Annotated in this window: 15 protein-coding genes; 11 read left to right on the top strand and 4 right to left on the bottom strand. The window is 44.7% G+C overall.

The genetic code is table 11. From position 1 onward, the window contains the following. Positions 1–8: 8 nt before the first annotated feature. Both L4C54_RS10105 and L4C54_RS10100 read right to left on the bottom strand, forming a co-directional pair. On the bottom strand, positions 9–2,219 hold the full coding sequence (locus tag L4C54_RS10105; RefSeq protein WP_428808077.1) for a bifunctional 2',3'-cyclic-nucleotide 2'-phosphodiesterase/3'-nucleotidase: 2,211 nt from the start codon (positions 2,217–2,219) through the stop codon (positions 9–11). Positions 2,220–2,475: 256 nt separating this feature from the next. Beyond that, positions 2,476–3,531 carry a LacI family DNA-binding transcriptional regulator gene (locus L4C54_RS10100; RefSeq protein WP_428808076.1) on the bottom strand — a complete coding sequence of 352 codons (1,056 nt, stop codon included), beginning with the start codon at positions 3,529–3,531 and terminating at the stop codon, positions 2,476–2,478. 382 nt (positions 3,532–3,913) lie between these two features. On the opposite strand from L4C54_RS10100, the gene L4C54_RS10095 reads away from it, so the two are divergent. Genes L4C54_RS10095 through L4C54_RS10075 form a run of 5 tightly spaced genes read left to right on the top strand, consistent with a single transcriptional unit; the run spans position 3,914 to position 9,642 of the window. Continuing rightward, positions 3,914–4,972, top strand: coding sequence for a sugar phosphate isomerase/epimerase family protein (locus L4C54_RS10095; RefSeq protein ID WP_428808075.1), 1,059 nt, complete (start codon positions 3,914–3,916; stop codon positions 4,970–4,972). Continuing rightward, positions 4,969–6,105, top strand: coding sequence for a Gfo/Idh/MocA family protein (locus L4C54_RS10090; RefSeq protein ID WP_428808074.1), 1,137 nt, complete (start codon positions 4,969–4,971; stop codon positions 6,103–6,105). The genes L4C54_RS10095 and L4C54_RS10090 overlap by 4 nt, the downstream gene beginning before the upstream one ends. Further along, positions 6,102–7,637 carry a sugar ABC transporter ATP-binding protein gene (locus L4C54_RS10085; protein WP_428808073.1) on the top strand — a complete coding sequence of 512 codons (1,536 nt, stop codon included), beginning with the start codon at positions 6,102–6,104 and terminating at the stop codon, positions 7,635–7,637. Before L4C54_RS10090 ends, L4C54_RS10085 begins: the two co-directional genes overlap by 4 nt. Then, positions 7,634–8,644 (top strand): ABC transporter permease, encoded by a 1,011-nt coding sequence (locus L4C54_RS10080; RefSeq protein WP_428808072.1) that lies wholly within the window; start codon positions 7,634–7,636, stop codon positions 8,642–8,644. The genes L4C54_RS10085 and L4C54_RS10080 overlap by 4 nt, the downstream gene beginning before the upstream one ends. Before the next feature lie 26 nt (positions 8,645–8,670). Continuing rightward, positions 8,671–9,642, top strand: a complete 972-nt coding sequence (locus L4C54_RS10075) for a substrate-binding domain-containing protein (RefSeq protein WP_428802459.1) — start codon at positions 8,671–8,673, stop codon at positions 9,640–9,642. A 73-nt stretch (positions 9,643–9,715) separates the two neighbouring features. Here the strand turns inward: L4C54_RS10075 and L4C54_RS10070 are convergent, their stop codons facing one another. Then, a complete protein-coding gene (locus tag L4C54_RS10070; protein ID WP_428808071.1) occupies positions 9,716–10,459 on the bottom strand; it encodes a UTRA domain-containing protein in 744 nt (247 codons plus the stop codon). 200 nt (positions 10,460–10,659) lie between these two features. Between L4C54_RS10070 and L4C54_RS10065 the strand changes: the two genes are divergently transcribed. Genes L4C54_RS10065 through L4C54_RS10040 form a run of 6 tightly spaced genes read left to right on the top strand, consistent with a single transcriptional unit; the run spans position 10,660 to position 15,990 of the window. After that, positions 10,660–11,724, top strand: a complete 1,065-nt coding sequence (locus L4C54_RS10065; protein WP_428808070.1) for an ABC transporter substrate-binding protein — start codon at positions 10,660–10,662, stop codon at positions 11,722–11,724. A 9-nt stretch (positions 11,725–11,733) separates the two neighbouring features. Further along, a complete protein-coding gene (locus L4C54_RS10060; RefSeq protein ID WP_428808069.1) occupies positions 11,734–12,540 on the top strand; it encodes an alkaline phosphatase family protein in 807 nt (268 codons plus the stop codon). Next, complete coding sequence (locus tag L4C54_RS10055; RefSeq protein WP_428808068.1) at positions 12,537–13,445, top strand: ABC transporter permease; 909 nt, start codon at positions 12,537–12,539, stop codon at positions 13,443–13,445. The genes L4C54_RS10060 and L4C54_RS10055 overlap by 4 nt, the downstream gene beginning before the upstream one ends. Continuing rightward, entirely contained in the window at positions 13,432–14,253 is an 822-nt protein-coding gene (locus L4C54_RS10050) for an ABC transporter permease (protein WP_428808067.1), read from the top strand. Before L4C54_RS10055 ends, L4C54_RS10050 begins: the two co-directional genes overlap by 14 nt. Then, on the top strand, positions 14,250–15,269 hold the full coding sequence (locus tag L4C54_RS10045) for an ABC transporter ATP-binding protein (RefSeq protein ID WP_428808066.1): 1,020 nt from the start codon (positions 14,250–14,252) through the stop codon (positions 15,267–15,269). The genes L4C54_RS10050 and L4C54_RS10045 overlap by 4 nt, the downstream gene beginning before the upstream one ends. A gap of 52 nt (positions 15,270–15,321) precedes the next feature. Next, positions 15,322–15,990, top strand: coding sequence for an HAD family hydrolase (locus L4C54_RS10040; protein WP_428808065.1), 669 nt, complete (start codon positions 15,322–15,324; stop codon positions 15,988–15,990). A 20-nt stretch (positions 15,991–16,010) separates the two neighbouring features. Here L4C54_RS10040 and L4C54_RS10035 read toward each other — a convergent pair whose 3' ends face one another. Next, a complete protein-coding gene (locus L4C54_RS10035) occupies positions 16,011–16,409 on the bottom strand; it encodes a VOC family protein (protein WP_428808064.1) in 399 nt (132 codons plus the stop codon). Between the last annotated feature and the right edge of the window lie 30 nt (positions 16,410–16,439).

Below are 16,439 nucleotides of genomic sequence, written 5' to 3'. Positions count from 1 at the left end.
TCCGAACGTTAGTTGAACGTCACTTCATAAACTCGATAGTTATCATTATCATCAACACTACCAAAACGGTCAGTATTTCCAATCATTGGTGTTAAATAGTCATCGACAAAGATTTGTGCTGCATCATCAATAGACGAAAGGAATTCAACCGTTTTTCCTGTTGGGCCATCTAATTTGAAGTTATCCGCGTTAACAAATTCGATAATTCCCTCGTTACTATCTTCTGCATCCTCTGCACGTTCCATTAGATAGTCGTACACTAGATCGCGGTTAGTTTCTGATTCATCGGCAAACACAATTTCAGACTCGGATACACCTGGCATCCATGAATTTGAAGCGCGGTAGTTATTCGTCACGACGTAAACCATCGTCTCGTCATTAATTGCAGAAACGTCCGTCACTTCTTCACCATCAAACATCAGGCTCGTTAATCGAGAAGAACCAGTGCGAATAAAGTTTCCATTGCTATCTTCAACTAACTCACCGCGAGAATCTGTTTCAAAATACGCTTCTTGTGATACATCTATTGTGTAGGTTAAGCGAGATTCATATTCAGTATCTTTACCATCTTCCTCGATTACATTAAACCCACCAAAGAACACATCAAAGTTATAGCTGCGGAAGTTTTGATGTAATAACGCGTCGCCATCTTCTGCCACTGTTTTGTACTGTTGTGACGCAGTAACCTCAATCCACTCTTTAATATCTGCGAAGGTAAGTTCTAACACTGAAGGCGTGTTGTTATCAAACACGTATAGGTCAGCAACACTTGCGCGTGTCAACGGGCCTGTTGCGATACTCGTATAGTCCGTGTTACCACCACGGCCACCTTTAAACGGTGCAGAAACAGACAGAACCAATTGGTCTTCGTTTTCCAATAAACCATCTCGCTGCCACTGCTCAGCGGCCGCGAGTTGTGCTTCATTCACAATCTGCACTGAGATATCAGAAACAATCGCAGAGAAGTAGCTGTTGATTGGTTCATCAATCGTACCTATCTCTTCGTTCATAAACTCCATCGTTGCGCGGTGTTCTTCTTCAACAAGGTCAGCAATGATCGCATCTTGCTTGAGGGGATCTTCATTCAACGCTTTGAGTGTTGCTGAACTACCGATAATTGACCAACTTTCATTAGTTGCGTCAAACTCTAGTGCTAAATCAATCACACCTAGGTGATTGCCCCAGAAGCCGGGCATGACCGCAGGAACACCGAAGATCTTACCGTTGGCGGCGTCAACACCTTCCATACCATCATAGGCATTGCCATCGGTTGGGAAGTTATTGTGGTCATGGCCGAACATAATCGCATCTACACCCTCAACACGTGCCAGTTCCCATGTCGCGTTATCATTGTAATCACGTCCGTTATCACTGTTGGTAATCCCCGAGTGAGGAACTGCTACAACGATGTCTGCTGCGGGGTACTCATCGCTCCCTGATTTCATCAATGGAACGTAATATTCAGCCGCGGCTTTAATATCAGCAATCATCACTTCACACTCAAGATGACGCTTATCCCAGTTCATAATGTTCGGCGGTGTAAAACCAATCACGCCCACGTTTATTGGGTAACTCTTACCATTACTCGCGATAAAGTTACGCTCTAACACAACATAAGGAGTGAAGTTGGGTTGGTAGGTTTCAAAGAACTCAGTGGTGTTACCGACAAAATGCTCGTCAGGAGTAAACGCACACTCCCCTTCATCGAACGCGTAAGAGCCCGTCAATGCATTCTCTTCAAACGCAAAGACGTTCGCGTTTACGTAAGGAAAGTTAGCCCCTTCAATTGCTGCGTTCATGAAGTCTAACCCGTAGTTAAACTCGTGATTTCCGATGTTTGCTGCATCGTATTGCAAGTAATTCATGGCTTTGTAAACCGGGTGAAGGTTCTCTTCTAAATGCTCTACTCCCTTGCTCGCCATGTAATCGCCCATTGGGCTGCCTTGTATTAGGTCACCATTGTCAAACAGCAGTGAGTTCAACACTTCAGCTCGCGCTTCTTCGATGATGATGGCGGTGCGCGACAAGCCATATTCTTGCGGTGTCGTATTCGCCTCTTCAGAAGCAAAGTAGTTATACGGCAGCATGTTGTTGTGCAGATCAGTCGTTTCCATTAAACGCACTTGCATCGTTACTGGATCTTTGGAACTTTTAATATTGCAGCCCGCCAACGCTGTGACTATCGACACTGCCAATAAGGCCTTTTTATTGTTCGTCATGTTCATTACTTACCAAGAGTTAGTGACTTAATTGGCTCGTAATGTAGGAATCATAGATGACGATTTGGTTACAATAATTTTGACATACCACTTTAGTGGTGTGCCACGTGTCATATAGAAGTAGACTGGAAAAGGGTGTAATCAATTACATGAAAGATTCATTAAGATAAGATTAAGCGGTTGTAAGTGAAAAGAAAACCGCCGACTACTGTTGTAAACCAACCTCGTCGGCATAGAAAATTTAAATTTCAGTCGGCTAACGTTTAGGACAAATACCGGTACTACCGCGAACGATCAGATCGGTTCTTGGTGTATGTAACAGAGAAGCCTCTTTGTTACCCAGTATATTAAGCAATGTTTTCATCGCTTGCTTGCCGATATCTTCTCTAGGCTGATTGACCGTCGTTAGCTCAGGCTCGCAATATTCACCAAAAGCAATGTTATCAAAACCAATAACGGATAACTCCTCAGGCACTTTAATATCAAGGTCTCGAGCCGCTTTGATCACACCTATCGCCATCTCATCGTTATGGCAGAATATCGCAGTGGGCCTGTCTAGTTGCTCTAGTAGAGTTCGGCCATGCTCATACCCCGAAGCAAAACTAAAATCACCTTCTCTCATATTAGAATACTGAAATGACAACCCATTTTTGTTCAGTTGTTCAAGAAGTCCTTCCTGACGATCTCGACAGATGGGGTTTTGCATCGGCCCGGTAACTGTCGCGATATTTTGATGCCCTAAAGAGATCAAATACTCAATAGCTTTACCTGCTGCAGATTGATTATCAATTCGAACCGTTGGCAGCGACATATCTTCTACGTATTCACACGCCATAACCACTGGAAAACCAGAGCCTATCTGGCGATCTTTAAGTAAGGCATGCTCAATATCTGAAGTCAGTAAAATGAGCCCATCGGATTGATTGGTGGGCACTAAGTCAAAAAAGTCTTTTGCTCGATTTGTGTCATGTGACAAATCCCCAAGCAACACTTTATACCCAGCTGTTCTCGCAACCTTTTCAACACCTGAAATGACATCGGAGAAAAATGAGTTTGAGATATCAGGGAGTATCACCATGATGCTATTGGTTTCACGACGTCTCAAATGACGCGCCGCAACATTTGGGGAATACCCAATGTCAGCCACCGCTTTTGCTACTTTTTCTCGTGTAGATTCCGTCACTTTTTCTGAATCAAAAAGCGCTCTTGAAACGGTCGCGGTTGATACACCAGCTGCTTTAGCTACATCTTTTATCGTTGCCATGGGCTTATCGTTTGATTTCATTGATTGTTTTAAATTCGTGTATGTCATGTTAACACAAGATTCCTTCCCTAGATATTGAACAACCTGTTCAACAAGGCATCAATTCGCCCATTAAATGTAATGCGTTACATAAAATAGTGCAACTTTCCACACCAATAAATCTTAAGTTTAAGTACCAATGGATGCATATTTAATAGGTAAATACTGACTAATATCTTACTAGTAGGCGCTAAGAAATCACCAAAAAACAGATAAACAGTAACATTTAGAGTCGCTACAACTAAAAACGAGCGCTATGTAACAATTTTGTTAATAAACAAAGGTTCGATCCTTGACGATCCTCGATTATGGATCTTTAATGTAACCCATTACATTGATAAATCAATTTTCCTCGATGATGGTTTATCTGATAGCGAAAGGAAAATAGTTTATGAAAACAATTAAGGGACCAGCACTGTTTTTGGCTCAGTTTATTTCTGATGAAGCCCCGTTTAATTCGCTTAGAGGCATTTGTCAGTGGGCGCAAAGCCTCGGTTATAAGGCACTACAAATGCCCACCAACGATACTCGATTTTTCGATTTAGAACGTGCAGCCAATGACCTTGAATATTGCGATAACCTACAGGCTACCCTTAACGAGTTTGATCTTGAGATCAGTGAACTATCGACGCACTTACAAGGACAACTTATTGCTGTCCACCCGGCCTATGACGAACTATTCGATGCGTTCGCTCCAAAATCGGTACAAGGCAATCCTAAAGCGCGCCAAGATTGGGCCGTTGAACAGCTGTTTCTCGCCGCAAAGGCAAGCCAAAACCTTGGTTTGAAAGCACATGCTACTTTCTCCGGTTCACTCCTATGGCCGTATTTATACCCATGGCCTCAGCGCCCGTCAGGCTTAATTGATTGTGGATTTAACGAACTGGCCAGTCGCTGGTTACCCATATTGGAGGCATTTAACGACGCAGGTGTCGATCTTTGTTATGAAATTCACCCCGGTGAAGATCTTCATGATGGCGCTACTTTTCAACGATTTCTAGACGCAGTCGATGGTCACCCGCGCGCTAACATTCTTTACGACCCGTCTCATTTTCTATTGCAGCAACTCGATTATCTGGGGTTCATCGACAAGTTCCATGACCGAATCAAAATGTTCCATGTTAAAGATGCCGAATTCAATTCAAGTGCACTGCAAGGTGTATACGGAGGCTTTGAGTCTTGGGCTGATCGCGCTGGACGATTCCGTTCATTAGGCGATGGGCAGATCAATTTCAACGCCATCTTCTCAAAGCTTACCCAACATGACTTTGAAGGTTGGGCGGTCGTGGAGTGGGAATGCTCACTCAAAGATCCAGAGCAAGGTGCCAAAGAAGGCGCACTATTTGTCCAAGACCAGATCATTCAAGTTACAGATAAATCATTCGACGACTTTGCTGCTGTAGAAACCGATCACCAAACGAACCTTCGTTTATTGGGGATACGTCAATGAGCAAGAGAATTAGAGTAGGCATGATTGGCGGTGGCCTTGGCGCGTTCATAGGACCAATACACCGAATCGCTGCTCGACTAGACGATCAGTATCAGCTCGTTTCCGGTGTGTTTAGTCACAATGAAGCGAATAACACCGAAACGGCTAAACAACTTCATATTGAATCAGATCGTTGTTATTCCAATTATCATCTGATGTTCGAGCAAGAACGTCTACGAGACGATGGGATTGAAGCGGTCATCATTGTTACGCCAAACCACCTTCATTTTGACGCAGCGAAGGCGGCGTTAGAAGCAGGTTTAGCCGTCATTTGTGAAAAGCCGATGACACTATCATTTGCTCAAGCAAAAGAGCTACACGATCTTGCGAACCACACAAATGTTCCATTCCTACTCACCCATACATACTGTGGCTACCCTCTAGTGCAGGAAGCCAAAGCGCGTATAGAGCAAGGCGAACTCGGCGATATTGTCTCTTTTTCTGTGGAATACCTTCAAGAGTGGTTGACTGAAAAACCTGAGTCAGATAATCGTCAAGCGGTATGGCGGCTTAACCCTGAACTAGCCGGTGCAGCAGGATGTCTGGGCGATATAGGTACTCATGCGTTCCAATTAGCAAGCTATGTAACAGGTCGTTCATTGACATCCATCAGCGCGAGTCTAAACCGTTTTATTGAAGGCCGACTTGTCGATGACAATGTACAAGCTTCCCTAACTCTTGAAGGAAACCTCCAAGGGCAACTCTGGGCAAGCCAAACAGCGGCCGGGCACGAAAACGCGCTACGTATTCGAGTTATTGGTACCAAAGCAAGTATAGAGTGGGCTCAAGAGTCCCCCAACGAACTATGGTTCACCCCTTACAACGCCCCTCGTCAACGCATCACTCGACGAGCAGATTTTCTAAATCCATTTGCCGCAATTAATACGCGCACCCCAGGTGGCCACCCCGAAGGCTACATAGAGGCATTCGGAAACCTTTATTGCCAGTTTGCTTCCGTTATACGAGGCAATCATGAATATGCGCACTGGCTACCAAATGCAGCAACAGGCTTACAAGGTCTTCAATTTATTGAAAGTGCCATATTGTCGAATAACAGAAACGGTGCACGAATAGACGTGGAGGCATTAGTATGAATCAGTCTCCCCTCATTCTAAAGAATATACAGAAGTCATTTGGCTCTAATGTCGTGCTCAAAAACATCTCTTTCGAACTCACTAGAGGCGAAGTGCTGGGTATCTTGGGTGAAAATGGCGCTGGTAAATCCACGCTACTGAAAATCATCAGCGGCGTCTATAAGGCGAATCAAGGTAGCGTAGTTATCGAAGGGCGAACCTTTTCAAAAGTTACTCCAGAGCTTGCTAAAGCAAATGGCGTCGCGATGATCCCTCAAGAATTCAATTTAATACCAACACTCTCAGTGTTTGAAAATGTCTTTTTGGGCCAAGAGATTCGACGCCCTATTAGCTGTCTATTAGATAAAAAACAGATGCGCAGTAAAACTGCAGACGTATTGAAAGAGCTCGAAGTTGATTTAGACCCTGATACAACCATAGAAAAACTGAGCGTAGCTCAAAAGCAGATGGTAGAAGTGGCCAAGGTACTCATCTTTGATGCAAGCATTGTAATCATGGATGAGCCAACCACCGTATTAACTGATAACGAAGTGGCGGTCTTATTTCGTGTGATTGAAACGCTAAAGAAAAAAGGCGTCACTCTGCTGTTTATTTCTCACAAACTAAAAGAGATCAAACAGTTATGTGACAGGCTATTGATTCTTCGTGATGGTGACCCTGTCTACCTTGAGCAAGTATCTAATTTAAGTGAGCACGACATGGCGGTAAAGATGGTCGGTCGTGAGTTGAACCAAATATACCCAGTTAAAAACTCACAAATTGGCGAGGTGGCCTTAAAAGTTGAAGGGCTTTATGACGACGATGGTGTCATTAGCAATATAGCGCTTGAGGTCCATAAAGGAGAGGTTCTCGGATTGGCTGGGTTGATTGGTTCAGGACGCACCGAAATAGCAGAGTGTCTTTTTGGGCTTCGATCTTGCCAAATGACACGCTTTGAAAAATATGGAAGACCTATTTCTATCAATGAGCCCAAAGAGGCGTTCAAACTTAACATCGCTTTGCTGTCCGAGGACCGTCAAGGTAATGGACTAGTGATGAACTTTAACCTCGCAGAGAACATCACTCTCGTCTCTTTACCCAAATACACGTCTGGCATTATTGATCACAAGCAGACTTACCAAGTCACAGAGCAATACCGACAAGAATTCTCGATCAAATCAGATGACATAAAGATGGAAGTGGGCCGTTTAAGTGGCGGGAATCAGCAAAAGGTTTACCTTGCCAAACTGATGGATACCGAACCTGATGTCTTGATTTTGGATGAACCAACTCGCGGTATCGACGTCAACGCAAAAAAAGAGATTTATCACTTCGTCCATTCTCTCACTCAAAAAGGCATTGCCGTGATCCTCATCTCTTCTGAGTTAGAAGAGATCATTGGGCTAAGTCATCGAGTTATTGTCATGCGTGATGGTCAGCAGAAAGCTGAACTTTCAAATGATGATATTAATGAACAAAGCATCATGTTTCATGCCGCGGGTGTTCAAACCAACGCCCCATCCATTGCTACACAGTCAGGAGTTGCAGTATGAGCACCCCTATTACTCTACGAAAAGACAGTGCTGAAGCCAGTACGAAAACCAATGATAAGCGCAGCCTATTTGAACGTATTGATTTTGCGAGTTACGCGCCCCTTATTGCTTTGATTGTCTTATTCATTGTTTCCAGTTTTGCCAGCGAGTATTTTTTAAGTACACGTAATATCACTAATATTATGCGTCAGGTGAGCTACACAGGCATCATCGCTATTGGTGCGACCTTTGTCATTATCGCAGCCGGTATCGATTTGTCTGTCGGCTCTATGGTCGCACTCGTTGGCGTAGTCGCCATTTACGCGATGAACTCGGTCGGAGGTGAAATAAGCGGTGTCCTTACCGGCATCTCGGTCGCAATAGTATTTGGATCACTGCTAGGAGCACTAAATGGGTTCATCGTAACCAAAGGCAGAGTGACCGCCTTTATTGTCACTCTCGCCACCATGTCAATTTTTCGTTCGATGGCACTTTATCTATCAGACGCTGGTGAAGTCATTAGCCGAAATAATCTCTATCCGGAAATCGGCGGTGGTTATTTCTTATCGATTCCTTATCCGGTTTGGGTGTTCTTCATTCTGGCTGTCGCTGCCCACATATTATTGCGTTACACCGCATTTGGCCGACACGTTTGTGCGGTTGGGTCGAATCAAAATGTTGCGCGTTACTCCGCTATTAATGTATCCCGAATCACTTTCTTTACTTTCGTCATTGCAGGCTTTTGCGTGGGGGTATCAGCCGTATTGCTGAGCTCTCGGCTAAATTCAGTCTCGCCGGGCGATATGGGCGCATTTTTTGAACTCGACGCTATTGCAGCCGTGGTCATTGGCGGTACCAGTTTAGCCGGAGGACGCGGAACAATTGTCGGCACCGTTATCGGCGCTCTGATCCTCGGCATCATAAATAACATGCTTAATATGCTTGACGTTTCCGCCTACCTACAAGGGTTGGTGAAAGGTCTAGTCATTCTGATTGCAGTACTACTGCAATACAAAAACAACAAATAAACGTTGAACAACAGAGGGACATGTACGTGAAACTACTAACGAAACTGAGAAGATTATCTATCATTGCGGCTGTAACCATCGGCCTAACTGCCACTGCACAAGCGGCAACGATGAAGATCGGCGTCAGCGTTCCATCAGCTGACCATGGTTGGACTGCAGGTTTACTCTGGTGGGCCAACAAAGCAGCCGCAGATCTTGAAAGCAAATACGACGACACTGAATATTTCGTGGTCGCTGCAAACTCCGGAACCAAGCAAGTTGCTGATGTCGAAGACTTATTAGTAAAAGGCATCGACGCTTTGGTTATTCTTCCCCACAACCCAGCGACGCTACAACGCGCTATCGCTGAAGCGTATAACGAGGGTGTCTATACGGTTGTGGTTGACCGTGAATTAGAAGTACCGACGCAAAATGTGTTCTTGGCTGGTGACAACCCAGGAATGGGCGAAGAAGCGGCAAAATACATGGCGAAAGAGATGAATGGTAAGGGCAATATTGTCGTACTAGAAGGCATGCCAATCCCAATCAACGACCAACGTGTTGACGCTTTCGAAGCAGAAATGGCGAAGTACAAAAATATTGAAATTCTTGACTCTCAACCGGCTGATTGGAACCCACAAAAAGCGCTGAGTGTTATGGAAAACATGCTTCGCAAACATAAGCAGATCGATGCGGTATGGGCGGGTGATGACGATATGCTGAAAGCGGCAATGAAGGCAATTCAAGAGTCTGGTCGTAGCGACATTAAGCTTGTTGTCGGCGGCGGAGGCTCAAAAGAGGTCATAAAACTGGTTAAAAATGGTGACCCGATCGTTAGAGGCACCGTAACTTACCCACCTTCAATGATCGCGTCTGGAATGGCACTTGCGGTACACGGCCTACGCGGTGAATCGCTTGGTAATATGTACCACGGTATCCCTTCACGTGTCGTACTTGCTGCAGAGCTGATCACTGAGCAAAACGCTGAGACCTACTATCAACCTAAAGCAGCCTATTAATTCAACCTATATACAGCCCCTTCATGGGGCTGTTTCAATTGTCAGTACTTTCAATTTCCTTACATCTTGTCACTTACAGCAAATCACTATCAATACAGATCATCACGGTATCTGGCCGCCAATATTCCAACTCGCAATCCATCACTTTCCCATCTTGCTTATAGTTCACTCGGCAGATTTTCAGTACAGGTTGGCCTTCTGAAAGGTTGAGCGCTTTAGCCACGTGCTGCGGTGCAGAGGTAGGAATCACATCAAATCGCGAGCGAAGCGTCTCATACCCGTACTTTGATTTATAAAGGCCCGTCAGTGACTGAGTCAGGTTCTCTTCAAGTATGTTAGGAAACAACTCACTAATCAGGCAGTTTTCAACGTACAACACCACCCTTCCATCAATAAAGCGCAGCCGTTCAAACACATGAACAGGCGTTATTCTGTCGATAGACAGCGCACGCGAATATTCACCACTGGCCAACTCACTGCGAACATTTAACAGCTGGGTTTCAGCAATTCGGTTTTGATCTTGAATCATGCGATGAAAGTGACAGCGAGACAGCGGGTTGTATCGAATTCGTTCACCAGAAACAAACCACCCTCGGCGCTCTTCTCGATAAATCAGCCCTTCGGTTTCCAAAGACGTCAGTGCGTCTTTAATGGTAATGCGCGTAGTGGAAAACAGTTCACTCATCTCGCGCTCTGACGGTAACTTTTGCCCCGAAGTAAGGACTTTGCTCTCTATCTGCTGCCGAATACTGGTTTTGATCTTGGATAGCTGGGTTTTTACTTTCAGGGTTTTCGATTGAGTCGTCGAATATGGCATTACTGACCTAGTCCATTAGTTTTAGAAAGATACGTTAGAACAAGGAAGTAACAGTTTAATGACACCGACCAATTCGCTCACTTGAAACCAAACCGTCATAGAAACTCAATAAAAATGTCTTTTTAACTGACATGATTTGTAACACTTGCTGCCTAGTATAAAAAATGAACTTACTGACCTAGTCCAGAAGGATAGCGACAATGAACACAAAGTTGACCACTGCTACATTAGCAGCCGCTCTTACCACATCCGTACTTTGTACGCCTGTTTTTGCTAAAGAGACCGATGTGAAACAACTCATCGAAGCCGCTAAGAAAGAAGGTGCGGTATATAGTGTGGGTATGCCTGATAGTTGGGCAAACTGGAAAGATACTTGGAAAGACATCAAGACAAACTACGGACTAAAACACCAAGATACAGATATGAGCTCAGCACAAGAGATTGCTAAGTTTGATGCTGAACGTAAGAACGCAACCGCTGATATCGGTGATGTTGGTTTCGCTTTTGCTCGTGTTGCGGTTCAAAAAGGAGTGACTCAGCCTTATAAACCGACTACATGGAACGATATTCCTGATTGGGCTAAAGATGAAGATGGTCACTGGGCACTAGCTTACACGGGCACCATCTCGTTTATCTCGAACAATAACCTTGTTAAGAATGCTCCAACCTCTTGGGATGACATCTTAAAAGGCGACTACAAAGTCACGGTTGGTGACGTAGGTGTCGCTGCACAAGCAAACAACGCCGTACTGGCGGCAGCATTTGCTAACGGCGGCAGTGAAGCTGATTTAGACCCAGCGATTGAATTCTTCGCGAAACTGGCAAAGCAAGGTCGTTTATCTTTCACCAACCCAAGTATTGCTAACTTGGAAAAGGGTGAAGTGGAAGTCGCTATATTGTGGGACTTCAACGCGCTGAACTACCGTGACCAAATCAACCGTGACCGTTTCTCTGTCAATATTCCACAAGATGGTTCTGTAATTTCTGGCTACACCACCATCATCAACAAGTTCGCGAAAAACCCTAATGCGGCGAAACTTGCGCGTGAACACATCTTTAGTGACAAAGGCCAAATCAACCTAGCTGAAGGTTATGCACGTCCAATTCGTACTTCTGTTGCTTTGCCAGAATCTGTTCAAGCGAAGCTTATTGCTAATGACCAATACGGAAACGTGCACCCTGTGACTGACTTTAAAGCATGGGAAAAATCAGCGCGTAAACTTCCTCGTCAATGGCAAGAAAACGTCCTAATCCACCAGCAGTAAGAGGTCTCTATGAGCAATAAGGTTATCCTTGTTGTTCTAGATGGACTGAATTATCAAGTAGCCCGTGAATGCATGGGCTACTTGAACGGTTTAATAGAACAACGAAAAGCAACGCTTTACCCATTGCAATGCGAACTGCCTTCCCTATCAAGGCCATTGTATGAGTGTATTCTGACGGGCGTTCCACCAGTTATCAGCGGGATTGTTAACAACGGTGTCTCGCGGTTATCGAATCAAGAGTCGGTCTTTAGCCTAGCGAGATCTCAAGGTCGAATCACTGCAGCAGCAGCCTATCACTGGGTGAGCGAACTCTACAACCGCACTCCTTTTGAAGCCGTTCGCGATCGCTATACAGAAGATGAAACACTCAACATTCAGCACGGACGTTTCTATCATTGGGATCACTACCCCGACGAAGCACTTTTTCTTGATGCTGAATCATTAAGGCTAAATCATCACCCTGATTTTCTGCTCATTCACCCGATGAACATCGACGACATGGGACATAAATTCGGTCTTAATTCTAAAGAATATCGAAATTGTGCACGAGCGGCCGATTCATACCTTTCCAACTATATCGAGTCTTGGATTGATGATGGATACCAAATCATCATTACGGCTGATCACGGTATGAATAACGATTTATCTCACGGTGGCATTTTACCTGAGGAGCGTGAAGTTCCTTTGTTTGTCATTGGTAATCAATTTTCTCATCAGCCAACCGCCATTAAACAGACTGAACTTTGCGGTGTGTGCTGTGAGCTGCTGGGTTTAGACCACTTCAAGCCTTACTCTTCGGAAGTATTAGCACTATGAGCGATTCAGCTTCAACGAACCTGCCAGAAATTGGCGCTTCACCGTCAAATACCGACAAAAGCCAAAAAAAACATCGATGGAAAAAGCTTAAACCCGCCTTATGGCTTGTTCCTTTCATGCTGTTTTTCTATCTATTTCAGATAGCGCCGATGCTTTGGGTTCTGATCAACAGCTTTCTTTATGATGGGTTATTTAGTCTAGAGAACTACTTAGAAGTCTTCGATTCGAGCTTCATGATGCAGGCGTTTAGAAACAGTATTTGGCTCTCTATTTGGTCAAGTGTCTTTGGCCTCGCTATTGCCGCAGTTCTCGTCTCATCTCTTAGGCGCGTAGACACCAAGCTTCGTGATGGTGTCATCGCGTTTACCAACATGAGCAGTAACTTTTCAGGCGTACCATTGGCATTTGCGTTCATCATTATTTTAGGGGTTAACGGCGCAGTCACGCTGCTGCTCAAACAGTATGGAATCATCGATGACTTCAACCTCTATGGAAAATGGGGGCTGCTAACCATCTATATCTACTTCCAAATTCCACTGGCTGTATTGCTACTTTACCCAGCCTTTGATGCGTTAAGTGATGATTGGCAAGCCGCATCTGCCCTGCTCGGCGCTAAGACTTGGCAGTATTGGACGCAAATCGCCTTACCTGTGCTCTCACCTGCTCTATTGGGAACCTTAATTATTCTTATCGCCAATGCCATGGGGGCGTACGCCAGCGTTTATGCACTAACGGGTGGAAACTACAACGTCATCACAATTCGCATAGCGAGCTTGGTTTCTGGCGACCTGTTCCTTGAACCAAATTTAGCAGCAGCTATCTCGGTCATCTTAATTGGAATATTGGCGTTCATTACCATTATTAACCAGTGGCTACTCTCTAGGAGCTATCATGCAAACAAATAGCACCCATCCCCTCAACGATAAATCAGCGCTCTACCATAAGAGCATCGTTTATTCGATTGTTGGCATTATGCTCATCCCCATTTTGGCAACGTTAGTCTATTCGTTGTCATCCACTTGGGGAGCAACCATTTTACCTGATGGATTCACCTTCGATTGGTACATTCAACTGGTCTCCGATCCCCGATTTCTCGCCGCTTTCGGCCGCTCACTGCTGGTCTGCATTGCTGCGTTGGCGCTCAGTGTTGTACTCGTTCTGCCGACTATCTTTGTCGTGTTCTACTATTTCCCAAAACTCGACAAACTAATGAGCGTGTTGATCCTACTGCCGTTTGCCGTTCCTCCTGTCGTCTCATCCGTTGGGCTATTGCAGTTATACGCTGATAGCAGCATCCCAATTGTTGGTACGCCGTGGATTCTCATCGGAACATACTTCACTATCGCACTGCCATTTATGTACCGCTCTATTGCCAATAGCTTTGAAGCCATCAACCTCAATGACCTGATGGATGCGGCTCACCTGCTTGGCGCGAGTACCACTCAAGCCTTTTTCTACATCATCATTCCGAACCTTAAGAAAGGGTTACTTGCATCGTTGTTTCTCTCTTTCTCATTCTTATTGGGTGAGTTTGTCTTCGCCAACATGTTGGTGGGTACACGCTTTGAAACACTGCAAATCTATCTATACAACATGCGACAAACCAGTGGTCACTTCACCTCAGCGTTAGTGATGACTTACTTCTCTTTCATTTTCTTACTGACATGGCTCGCAAGCCGTTTGAGCAGATCCAACAACGAGGCAAAATCATGAGCTATGTTAACGTTAAGCACCTGACAAAACGATTTGGTGATAATACCGTTTTTGAAAACATCGATTTTAATATCGAGAAAGGTGAATTCATTACTCTGCTTGGGCCTAGTGGTTGCGGGAAATCAACCCTGTTGCGCAGCTTAGCAGGGCTTAACCCGACTGAAGGCGGTGAGATTTGGGTTGATGGACAAGACATTACCCATACAGCGCCACAACAGCGCGGCATTGGTATGGTATTCCAATCCTATGCGTTGTTTCCCAATATGACGGTTGAAGCCAATATAGCCTTTGGCTTAAAGATGAAGAACTTGTCCAAAGCCGACATAAACAGAGAAGTCGCAAAGGTGATTAATCTAGTCGCTTTAACGGGCAAAGAGAAACAGTACCCGCATCAATTGTCTGGTGGTCAACGTCAACGTGTTGCCCTCGCAAGAGCTCTTGTGGTTAAACCAAGAATATTACTACTGGATGAGCCTCTATCAGCGTTGGATGCAAAAATTCGAAAACATTTAAGACAGCAAATTAGAGACATTCAAAAAGAGCTCAATTTAACCACGGTTTTCGTCACCCATGATCAGGAAGAAGCGATGATCATGTCAGACCGAATTTTCTTAATGAACCAAGGTCAGATTGTTCAACAAGGCGCACCGGAGTCCATCTATACACAACCTGCCAACGAGTTTGTTGCGGGCTTTATGGGCCATTACAACCTCGTTGATGCTGCTACAGCCAAAAGCTTGTTTGATCTTGATGTTGCTTCAAAAGTGGCGATTCGCCCTGAGTCGATTTATGTCAAAGAACAAGGTCGTCATTACGAGTCGCATATTTCTGCGCCCCAACTCGCAACGGTTAAGAATCATCAATTGCTTGGCAACGTCATTCGTTATCAGGTCGGCATTAACAATTGTGAATTGACGGTAGACTTACTTAACCGATCTTCTGAGCGATTATTGGCCGATGGCAGCCAATTGGAACTACTCTTCAACCTCAACGAAATCCAAGCTGTTAGCGCTTAATTTGGCTAAAAATAAAAATCTGAAACTTAGAATCACTAATAAGGAATTAACCATGTCTCAACCACTCTATGTCTTCGATATGGATGAAACGCTGTTTTCGGCCGATTGTTCGGTGCTATGGAATGAGTTTTTAGCTGAAGAAGGGATCGTAACATCAGCGGGCTTTCTTGAAGAAGACAAGCGCCTGATGGGCCTCTATAGCGCCGGAAAGATGGATATGGAAGACTATCTAACGTTCGCCATGTCCCCTTTAAACCACATCCCCAAAGAAGAGGTCGAACAATGGGTTGAACGCTGTATCAGCGATAAGATCATGCCGTATTTTTATCCCCAAGCTCAAACTCTGCTTGCACAACTTAAGCGCGATAATATTGATACCGTTATTATTTCTGCCACGGTGAACTTTATTGTCGCAGCAGTAGCAAAACGCATCGGTATTGATGCTGCTATGGGCATCGACTTAGTGATTGAGGAGAATCGATACACGGCCACCATTGAAGGTATTCCAACTTACCGAGAGGGGAAAGTGGCTCGCTTAGAAGAGTGGCTATCTCAACAAGATAAGCAATACGATTCGATTCACTTTTACACCGACTCAATCAACGATCTTCCCTTGTGCGAACGTGCAGATGCTGCGTATTTAGTAAACCCTTGCGATAAATTGGCTCAGCTTTCTCATAGACCAAACTGGCAAGTATTGAACTGGTCTATTGACGCTTAGTTCGGGTATCCACTTACCTATCAGCTTTTGTTAGGTTGATGGAACTCCACGACATTCATGTCAGGATCTCGAATGAAGGTTGAAGTGCCGGTAGGAAACCTTACCGGCCCCTCAGATATGTCAATATTGAGATCGTTGAGCTGAGCAACGACGGCATCCATATCATCAACCTCTAACGCAGCATGCGTATAACCTGCGCGTTTTACAGGAACATCCATTAGAACGTTTTCTTCACTTGGCGCAGCTGCATTTAAAATGAAATTGATATTAATTCCCGATGGGTGCTCCATGATCGCAACAGGTTCTGGCCCCACCGGACCGACAATAAATACAAACCCTAACCTTTCATAAAACTCTCGTGAAATAGCCAAGTCATTAACGCGAATACCTAAATGATTAATACGAGTAATTTGTTTCATAATTTCCACCTTTCGTTTGTGTAACGTAGC

The organism is Vibrio lamellibrachiae, assembly GCF_050337265.1.
GTDB classification, from domain to species: domain Bacteria; phylum Pseudomonadota; class Gammaproteobacteria; order Enterobacterales; family Vibrionaceae; genus Vibrio; species Vibrio kyushuensis.
This window is presented reverse-complemented; position numbering and strand designations above follow the sequence as displayed.